Annotated in this window: 10 protein-coding genes; 6 read left to right on the top strand and 4 right to left on the bottom strand. The window is 55.4% G+C overall.

Features of this window, described 5'->3' with window-relative positions; all coding sequences use genetic code 11:
- Positions 1-198: 198 nt before the first annotated feature.
- From IOB61_RS14735 to IOB61_RS14725, 3 genes are all read right to left on the bottom strand, one after another.
- Positions 199-993: a hypothetical protein gene (locus tag IOB61_RS14735; protein WP_290818344.1), complete on the bottom strand. Its 795-nt coding sequence runs from the start codon at positions 991-993 to the stop codon at positions 199-201.
- Positions 994-1,120: 127 nt separating this feature from the next.
- Positions 1,121-1,888: an arginyltransferase gene (locus IOB61_RS14730; RefSeq protein ID WP_290818341.1), complete on the bottom strand. Its 768-nt coding sequence runs from the start codon at positions 1,886-1,888 to the stop codon at positions 1,121-1,123.
- Between the two features lie 78 nt (positions 1,889-1,966).
- On the bottom strand, positions 1,967-2,857 hold the full coding sequence (locus tag IOB61_RS14725) for a flagellar motor protein MotB (protein ID WP_290818338.1): 891 nt from the start codon (positions 2,855-2,857) through the stop codon (positions 1,967-1,969).
- Positions 2,858-2,932: 75 nt separating this feature from the next.
- On the opposite strand from IOB61_RS14725, the gene IOB61_RS14720 reads away from it, so the two are divergent.
- From IOB61_RS14720 to IOB61_RS14710, 3 genes are read left to right on the top strand one after another with little or no spacing between them, the layout of a single operon-like run.
- The gene (locus IOB61_RS14720; protein WP_290818335.1) at positions 2,933-3,421 is read left to right on the top strand and encodes a flavin reductase family protein; all 489 of its coding nucleotides are present in this window, start codon (positions 2,933-2,935) and stop codon (positions 3,419-3,421) included.
- Positions 3,418-4,296: an NAD(P)-dependent oxidoreductase gene (locus IOB61_RS14715; RefSeq protein ID WP_290818332.1), complete on the top strand. Its 879-nt coding sequence runs from the start codon at positions 3,418-3,420 to the stop codon at positions 4,294-4,296. Before IOB61_RS14720 ends, IOB61_RS14715 begins: the two co-directional genes overlap by 4 nt.
- Positions 4,296-4,892, top strand: a complete 597-nt coding sequence (locus IOB61_RS14710; RefSeq protein ID WP_290818327.1) for a hypothetical protein — start codon at positions 4,296-4,298, stop codon at positions 4,890-4,892. The genes IOB61_RS14715 and IOB61_RS14710 overlap by 1 nt, the downstream gene beginning before the upstream one ends.
- Before the next feature lie 3 nt (positions 4,893-4,895).
- Here the strand turns inward: IOB61_RS14710 and hemB are convergent, their stop codons facing one another.
- Positions 4,896-5,900 (bottom strand): porphobilinogen synthase, encoded by a 1,005-nt coding sequence (gene hemB / locus IOB61_RS14705; RefSeq protein ID WP_290818324.1) that lies wholly within the window; start codon positions 5,898-5,900, stop codon positions 4,896-4,898.
- A gap of 66 nt (positions 5,901-5,966) precedes the next feature.
- Here hemB and IOB61_RS14700 point away from each other — a divergent pair, with 66 nt between their 5' ends.
- From IOB61_RS14700 to IOB61_RS14690, 3 genes are all read left to right on the top strand, one after another.
- Positions 5,967-7,109 (top strand): acyl-CoA dehydrogenase family protein, encoded by a 1,143-nt coding sequence (locus tag IOB61_RS14700; protein WP_290818322.1) that lies wholly within the window; start codon positions 5,967-5,969, stop codon positions 7,107-7,109.
- 127 nt (positions 7,110-7,236) lie between these two features.
- Positions 7,237-8,244, top strand: a complete 1,008-nt coding sequence (locus IOB61_RS14695; RefSeq protein ID WP_290818319.1) for a glycerophosphodiester phosphodiesterase — start codon at positions 7,237-7,239, stop codon at positions 8,242-8,244.
- Positions 8,241-8,603: enoyl-CoA hydratase/isomerase family protein (locus tag IOB61_RS14690; protein ID WP_290818316.1), on the top strand; the 363-nt coding region annotated here is incomplete at its 3' end. The genes IOB61_RS14695 and IOB61_RS14690, both read left to right, overlap by 4 nt.

The following is an 8,603-nucleotide window of genomic DNA, read 5'->3' as shown; positions in this document are numbered from 1 at the left end:
CGGGCCAGTCCGTTAATCTGGCCCACTTTAATTGGCGTAGATCCTGCGCCCCGGCCCCTCTTTATGGTGCACCCTCGCAAGGCTTTTCTTGGCGGGGCTAAAAGTGTTGGGAGGAGGTCTGAGGGGGAATAGCTAACCCAGCAAAAAGGGCGCTTGGTTGCCCAAACGCCCTGATCCAAGCATGTGTTCGAGATATGTCTAGAAAGCGGCGTTCAGGCGGACCGAAACGGGGATGGTGATGCGGGCTGATTTGTCGTTCGCAGCCCCAAGGCCGAGTGGCGTGAGGTTGGTGTCGACTTCCGACAGGTTAGAATGATAGCGCACGCCCACTTCTGCACCGATTTCGGCGAATGGAGCGATCAGATAGGTGGCACCCACATCGCCACCGATCACATAGGTGACCTTGTCGTCATACAGATTCCAGGTGCCGATAGGTGCATTGGGGACAAGCGAGGTGGAGGCAGCAATTGTAGCAGACAGCGCATCGGTTTGGGTGACGCCCGCCCGCAACGTGTAATAGGGGAACAAGCGGTCGGTCATGACAGGGCTATCCAGCCACTGACGATAGCCCAATTCAACCCCCATTTGCTTGAAGTCGCTAAAGCTTGCGGTCAGTGGAGTGGTACAGCTTGCTGCCCCTGACACGACAATTTCGATACAGCCGATATTGGCGCTTTTGCCATTGGCTTGGCTATAGGTGAGGGCACCAAACATTTCAGAGGTCTGGGTCAAGGCATAGCGCACTTCAATGGTCGCCTTGAGGGGCGCATCAGAACTGTCGGCGAAATCGGTGCCGCGCAGCCGCAAAATGCCCGATCCCGCAAGGCTGGCATTCAAAGTGGTAAGATTGACGCTGGTGCTGGAGGTTTCGTCAATGATTTTGCCGCTGACTGGAAACTCATAGCCAACCGAGCCACCAAAGGAAAACGGAGAATCTGCCAATGCTGGGCTGCTAATCAGCGCCACGGCAGGAATGAGATAGGACAGACGCATAACAGATTACTCCACACACAAGACATCGCTGAAATTCTTGTGGCGTGTAATGTTTAACGTTTCCTAACTCGATGGATCACTAAACCGAATTACCCGCGATTAGCTTAGTAATGCTTGGAATCAATGCTTAGGCATTGTCGAGTAATGGGCTTAAATCGGTCCAGCCGGAAGAACCCAAGGCTTCAATCGGGCGGAAATTGGTCTTATAGGCCATTTTGCGCGACCCCCGCACCCAATAGCCCAAATAGACATAGGGGTAATTGACCGCTTGGGCTTGGCGCAAATGATCTAAAATCATGAAACTGCCCAAGCTTCGGGCGGGCTCTTTGGGGTCGAAAAAGGCATAGACCATCGACAACCCATCGGCCAAAGCGTCAATCAGCGCGCAGCCAATCAGTCGGCCTTCGTCATGATCGACACGATATTCAATGATGTGGGTGCGGACGGAGGTTTCTTCCACCATTGCCGAATAATCAAACACCGACATGTCAGACATGCCCGCCCCAAAATGGCGGTCCTTCAGATAGGACTGAAGCAGGGCATATTGTTCATAAGTCGCGTGGGCTGGAACAAGCTTGGAAACAACATCTTGATTGCGGGCAAGAACCCGCCGCCACCGCTTGGAAAACACAAATTGTGCGGCTGGAACCCGTACCGACACACAGGCCGCGCACATGTCACACGCAGGGCGATAGGCAATATTTTGCGAGCGGCGAAAGCCTGCATGGGTTAAGCTGTCATTGAGCTCAATCGCATCGTGCCCATCGAGAGCGGCAAAGACTTTGCGTTCCCGCCGCCCATCAAGATAAGGGCAAGGCTGGGCAGCGGTCAGGTAAAACCTGATGTTCTTAGAAGCGGAAATCCGCCCAGCAGGTGAAGTCGGGTCCGTGCTCATGTTGGAAGAGTGTAACAACCTTCTCAGTCTTTGGCCAAGACCCGAATAGACAAAATGACCCGAAGTCTGTGGAAAATTCTACAAACCACCATCTGCTGGTAAGGGTGATGAGGCGCGTTGCAGCACAATCGCGATCCGGCGGTTGGCGGCTTGATACGGATCATCCGGGAAGAGGGGATCAGAGCCTGCCTTGCCAGAGACTTGGGCAATGCGATCCTCGCTCAAACCAGCAGCCGTCAAGACGCGGCGGGCCGCATTGGCGCGGGCTGATGACAAATCCCAATTCGAATTGCGCGGGTCTGGATTGGGTGCCGCATCAGTATGGCCCGAGATGCTAACCCGGTTTGGTAGCGTTTCGATAATCCGCGCCGCCGCCTGTAGGATCAGACGCGCACGGTCATTGGGCACGGTTGAGCCCGGCTCAAACATAGGCCGGCCCTCTTGGTCGACCAATTGAATGCGCAAGCCCTCTGGGGTTTGGTCGACAATGATATTGCGCGACATTTCGGCCAATTCCGGCATATCCTGCAGGGCTTGGCGTAAGCTCATTTCAGCTTGCTGGAACTCAGCCTGTTCGCGCTTCGCAATGGCATCTTCGGCCGCCTTATCGGCAGCGTCGGCTGCACCTTGCCCACTATTCTCACCAGCTTGGCTTGGCGGCTGGCTGGCTGGTGCAACCGATTCAAAAATGGGTGTTGCCCCTTTCTGCATCGCACCTACTTCCCCTAAAGCCGTACCGCCCAAAATGCCGCCCGACCCGGAGGTCGACGCCGACACACTGGCTGGGGCAAAATAATCAGCGATCCCGCGCTTTTGTTCGGGCGAGGAGGTGTTGATCAGCCACATCAGAAGGAAGAAGGCCATCATCGCCGTCACAAAGTCAGCATAGGCCACCTTCCAGGCACCGCCATGGTGCCCACCGGCTATCTTCTTGACTTTTTTAATTATAATTGGCCGGTTGGACGACATGATGTGCTTCTCACAGTGATAGTGTTGAGAAGTATGCACGATGTCGGTTAAGAGCAGGTTTGCAGGAAAGAACAAATGACATTTGACTTGAAAGACTATCGATCTGCCTTGGGCAGCTTTGCCACCGGCGTCACGATCGTGACCACCTTGGATTCAAACGGAAATGGCCATGGTTTGACGGTCAATAGTTTTGCGTCGGTGTCACTCGAGCCACCCCTGGTGCTGTGGTGTTTAGGCAATAAGTCTGACTCGTTTGATCTATTCTCCAAATGCGACGCCTATGCGATCAATGTGTTGGCCGACAGCCAAGGCGATCTGGCCATGCGCTTTGCGGGCAAAGGTGACCAGAAGCTGGCCGCTGGCGAGTATGGCGCGCTGAAGACCGGCAGCCCCATACTCCCCGGCACGATTGCTGCCTTTGATACAGAAGTGGTGCAGCGGATTGAGGCTGGCGATCATCTCATCCTGATTGGTCAAACCAAAGCCTATCAGCGCCATGACGGACAAGGCTTGGCCTATTTCCGCGGCCAATTTGGCTCTACTTCGGCTTTGGCGAAGTCATGACCCAGCCCAAACTAGCCTTTCTAGGACTGGGGGTTATGGGTGGGCCCATGGCTGGCTGGTTGGTCAAGAATGGCTATGAGGTGAAGGTTTGGAATCGAACCCAAGCTAAGGCAGAGGCTTGGGCGCACGCCAATTCGGGCGAAGTTGCCCCAACGAGTGCAGAGGCCGTGGCTGGCGCAGACTGTGTGATGGCCTGTGTCGGCGATGATCCCGATGCCCGCGCCGTGGCCTTGGAGGCCTTCGCCGCCATGAAACCTGGTGCCATTTATATCGATCACACCACCACTTCGGCTGCCCTGTCGCAGGAACTTGCAGCCGCTGCAGCCAAAGCGGGCTTAGAATGGGTGGACGCCCCGGTTTCTGGCGGGCAAGCCGGTGCCATCAATGGGCGCCTGACAGCCATGTGTGGGGCAAGTGAGGCGGTTTTTGAGCGCGCCAAGCCTGTTTTGTCCGCCTATTGCGGCACAATTGTTCGGATTGGCGAGGCAGGGGCCGGTCAATTGGCCAAGATGGTCAATCAGATTGCGATTGCGGGGGTCGTTCAGGGCTTGGCCGAGGCGGTAGCCTTTGCCAAAGCGCAACAACTTGATACCGATGCTGTGCTTGCTGCGATCTCAAAAGGGGCGGCAGGATCTTGGCAGATGGAAAACCGTTGGCCGACCATGGTTGAAGACCGCTATGATTTTGGATTTGCGGTCGACTGGATGCGCAAGGATTTGCGGATCGTTTTAGAGGCGGCCCTAGCCAAGGGGCTTGATCTTGCCTTGACCCAGATGGTTGATGGCTATTATGCCGAAATCCAAGCTGCAGGGGGTGGGCGTCTTGATACCTCCAGCCTCGCCAAACGTTTCACGTCTTTCAGAAAGCCAGATTGATGTTTTCCTATTTATTGCTTGCCGCGATTGCCGAAACACCTACCCCATTTAAGCCCTCGCCCCTCTGTGACGGCATTGCCAAAATTGAGGCGGCGACTTTGGACCGCCCACGCGCCTTTCGGTCTTTGGTTGCCACCGAAATGCGCCAGGTTCGCGTGCGAAATGGCGAAGGTATCTGGACCATGCAAGAGCGCCCGGTCACAATTGTAAAGCCCTTAGAGGGGCTTCAAGATTGCCGCTTTGTCTATAATTCGTCGATTTCACTTGCATGCTATGGCGCTTCAGTGGTGGATGAGGCCGATGCGGCCGCCGTGGAGCAGGCCTTGACGAATTTTGCTGATGAAGTCGCAAAATGCTTGAAAAATGAAAAGCTCACGCGGCGCAGTGATGATTTTGGCTCAGCGCCTTCCATTTCGTTTGCAGGTGGCGCGAAAGAGCCCTTCTACCAGATCTCCATGGTGCCTTTGCCCGACGTTTCCGACAAGCGCCGACCTGAGCTTTTGGTTTTGGGCGCAGCAGAACTGCCACCCGCATCCGCAGCGAAACCAGCCCCCGCGGCACCGAAAAAGGCTGCACCTAAAGCTAAAAAACGCTGAAGTTTAGCGCAGCCGTTTGGCGGCTTCCATCGCCCAATAAGTGATAATGCCATCGGCGCCCGCCCGCTTAAAGCAGGCCAAGGCCTCAAGGCGCACGCGTTCACCATCCAGCCAGCCGTTGGCAATGGCGGCTTCCATCATCGCATATTCACCCGATACTTGGAACGCATAGGTGGGCACACCAAAGCTTTCTTTGACGCGGCGTACGATATCTAAATAGGGCATGCCCGGCTTGACCATGACCATGTCGGCCCCTTCGGCAATATCAAGGGCCACTTCGCGCAAGGCCTCGTCACTATTGCCCGGATCCATTTGATAGGTCTTTTTGTCGCCTTTCAGCGCCCCCTTAGACCCAATCGCATCGCGGTAAGGGCCATAAAAGGCAGAAGCATATTTGGCCGCATAAGACATGATAGCGACATCTTGAAAGCCTGCTGCATCAAGGCCCGCGCGAATGGCACCAATGCGGCCATCGGTCATGTCTGACGGGGCAACCACATCGGCCCCAGATTGGGCTTCCAGCACCGCTTGGCGCACCAAAGCCTCAATCGTTGGATCGTTTAACATGGTGCCAGCTTCATCTATCAGACCGTCATGGCCATGGTCTGTAAATGGGTCGAGCGCCACATCGGTCATGAGGCCCACTTGGGGGGCTGCGGCTTTCATCGCTGCAACCACCTCGGGCACAAGTCCTTTGGGATTAAACGCTTCACTGCCTTCGCCATTTTTCAGCGCCGGATCAATGAAAGGAAAGACCGCAATCATGGGAATACCAAGGCTTTCGGCCTCTTGCGCCACCGCGACAGCCTCAGAGCGGCTATAGCGGAACGTGCCCGGCATAGAAGCCACTGGAATTCGGCTTTCGGTGCCATCGTGAACCACCATCGCCAAGATTAAGTCATTGACGCTTAACTGGGTTTCACGGGTTAGCCTGCGTCGCCAATCGGTCAAGCGATTGCGGCGCATACGGGTGGCAGGGAAGGCGGATTGAGGCAGATGTGTCGTCATGGAAGTATGTGTAGCGCCATAATTGCGAAACGGCTACGCTGCCCCGCATCACAGGATTCCTAAGCTATGGCCTACGACACAACCGAAGACCAAAATCTAATCATTTCAACCGCGCGTCGCTTTGCGCAAGATTCGCTCGCCCCCCATGCGATGGCGTGGGAAGAGGCAGGTACCCTTGACCGGGCCACGCTGAAAGCCTTGGCAGAGCTGGGCTTTGCTGGGATTTATGTTCGCGATGATGTGGGCGGTTCTGGCCTTACCCGCTTAGATGCGGCGATTATCTTCGAGGAATTGTCACGCGGGGATGTGTCGCATGCGGCTTTTCTGTCCATCCACAATATGGCCAGCTGGATGATCGACACGTTCGGCTCTGAAGAGCAGCGGCAGAGATTTTTGCCCGCTTTGACCAGTATGGAGATGATTGCCAGCTATTGTTTGACTGAACCTGGGGCCGGGTCTGATGCCGCATCGCTTTCCACCAGCGCACGGCGTGACGGCGATGATTATGTGATCAATGGTACCAAGGCCTTTATTTCTGGAGCGGGTTTTTCAGACCTCTACGTGGTAATGGTGCGCACTGGTGAGGCAGGACCAAAGGGGATTTCGACGCTATTGGTCCCCAAGGATGCGCCGGGCCTGTCCTTTGGCAAGAATGAGAAGAAAATGGGCTGGCAGGCCCAGCCAACCGCTCAAGTGATTTTCGAGGATTGTCGCGTACCGGTTGCCAATCGTTTGGGCGAGGAAGGCCAAGGCTTTACGTTTGCCATGAAGGGCCTCGATGGCGGGCGGCTCAACATCGCAGCCTGTTCTTTGGGCGGTGCCACTGATGCGCTAGAGCGGGCCTTTGCCTATTCGCGTGACCGCAAACAATTTGGCCAAGCCTTGTGGAATTTCCAAACCACACAATTCAAGCTGGCGGATATGGCGACCGAGCTTGAGGCCGCGCGGGTGTTTTTGCGCCACGCAGCAGCAGCTCTAGATGCCAAAAGCCCTGAGGCCACAAAATTATGCGCCATGGCGAAACGATTTGTCACAGATATAGGCTTTCATGTCGCCAATCAGGCGCTGCAGGTTCATGGCGGATACGGCTATCTCAAAGACTATGAGGTAGAACGTATCGTTCGCGATCTGCGGGTGCATCAAATCCTTGAGGGCACCAATGAGGTTATGCGCGTGATCATCGCAAGGGAATTAGATCGTGGTTTTTAAAGCGCATATCGGTCGTCGTAATGTGTTGATGGGATTAGGTTCGGCTGTGGGGGCAGGGGTGCTGGCATCTTGTGCTTCCGGCCATACTGGCCCTGTTACGTCCCGCCCAATCAAAGGAGGTCGGTCTATGACCCAGCCAATCATCATCGCCCACCGGGGCGCTTCGGGCCTGCGGCCAGAACATACTTTGGCCTCCTACCAACTTGGTATTGATCAAGGCGCAGACTTTATCGAGCCTGATTTGGTTTTGACCAAAGATGGACACTTGGTTTGTCGGCATGAAAACGAGATTGGCGGCACCACGGATGTGAGCGCCCGCCCTGAATTTGCCGACCGAAAGAAGGTGCATGTGATCGATGGGGAGCGCCACGAAGGCTGGTTCACCGAAGATTTCACCTTGGCTGAGATCAAAACCCTACGCTGTAAAGAACGTCTGCCGCAATTGCGGCCGGGCAATATGGCTTATGATGGCCAGTTTGAAATACCTACGTTTGAGGAAGTGCTGCAGCTTGCCAAACAGCAAAGCGCACGGATTGGGCGGACGATCGGTGTCTATCCCGAAACCAAGCACCCAAGCTGGTTTGAAGGTCTTGGCCTGTCCTTTGACGCGCCTTTACTCGCGCTTATTCAGCGCTATGGCCTTGATGCTCCAGATGCCCCAATCTTCATCCAGAGTTTTGAAGTTACCAATCTCAAGCGCTTGCGGACCAAGACCAAAGCCCCCTTGGTGCAATTGATGGCCAAAGACGGCGGCCCATTTGATCTGGATAAGGCACGCGTCACCTATGCCAGTATGGCAACAGCCGCTGGCCTGAAGGAGATTGCCACTTATGCCAATGGTGTGGGGCCAGAGAAGATCCTGATCCTGCCGCGCGACGGGGCTAATCGAACCTTGAGCCCGACCAGCTTTGTCAAGGATGCCCATGCTGCAGGCCTTGTGGTGCACCCCTGGACCTTCCGGGCCGAAAACTACTTCTTGGCCGAAGAATTCCGCAAAGGCCAAAATACAGATCCAACCTATCTGGCCCAGCATGGCGATCTGATTGCCGAGACACAGGCCTTTATGGCCGCAGGCGTTGACGGCGTGTTCTCTGACTTCCCGGGCATCGCCTTTGCAGCGCGAGCAACCCGATGAGTGATGCTCTTGCCCCACCTGTTCTGGTATCAACCCAGGGCCAATTGGGCGTATTGACGTTGAACCGACCCGAAGCGCTCCATGCGCTCGATGGGCAAATGGTCAAGATCATGACCGAAGCTCTGCTGGCTTGGGCAAAAGACCCTGCCATTACCGGCGTCATGGTCGATCATGCTGGGCCGCGCGGCTTTTGTGCGGGCGGCGATATTCGTATGTTGGCCGAAAGTGGGGCCAAGGATGGCCAAGAAGCACGTGACTTCTTCTATCACGAATATCGGCTGAACCATTTAATTGCCCATTATCCAAAGCCCTATGTCGCCATTTTGGATGGCGTTACCATGGGTGGTGGCGTGGGTATT

This window comes from Aquidulcibacter sp. (genome assembly GCF_020253525.1).
Lineage (GTDB): Bacteria > Pseudomonadota > Alphaproteobacteria > Caulobacterales > Aquidulcibacteraceae > Aquidulcibacter.
This window is presented reverse-complemented; position numbering and strand designations above follow the sequence as displayed.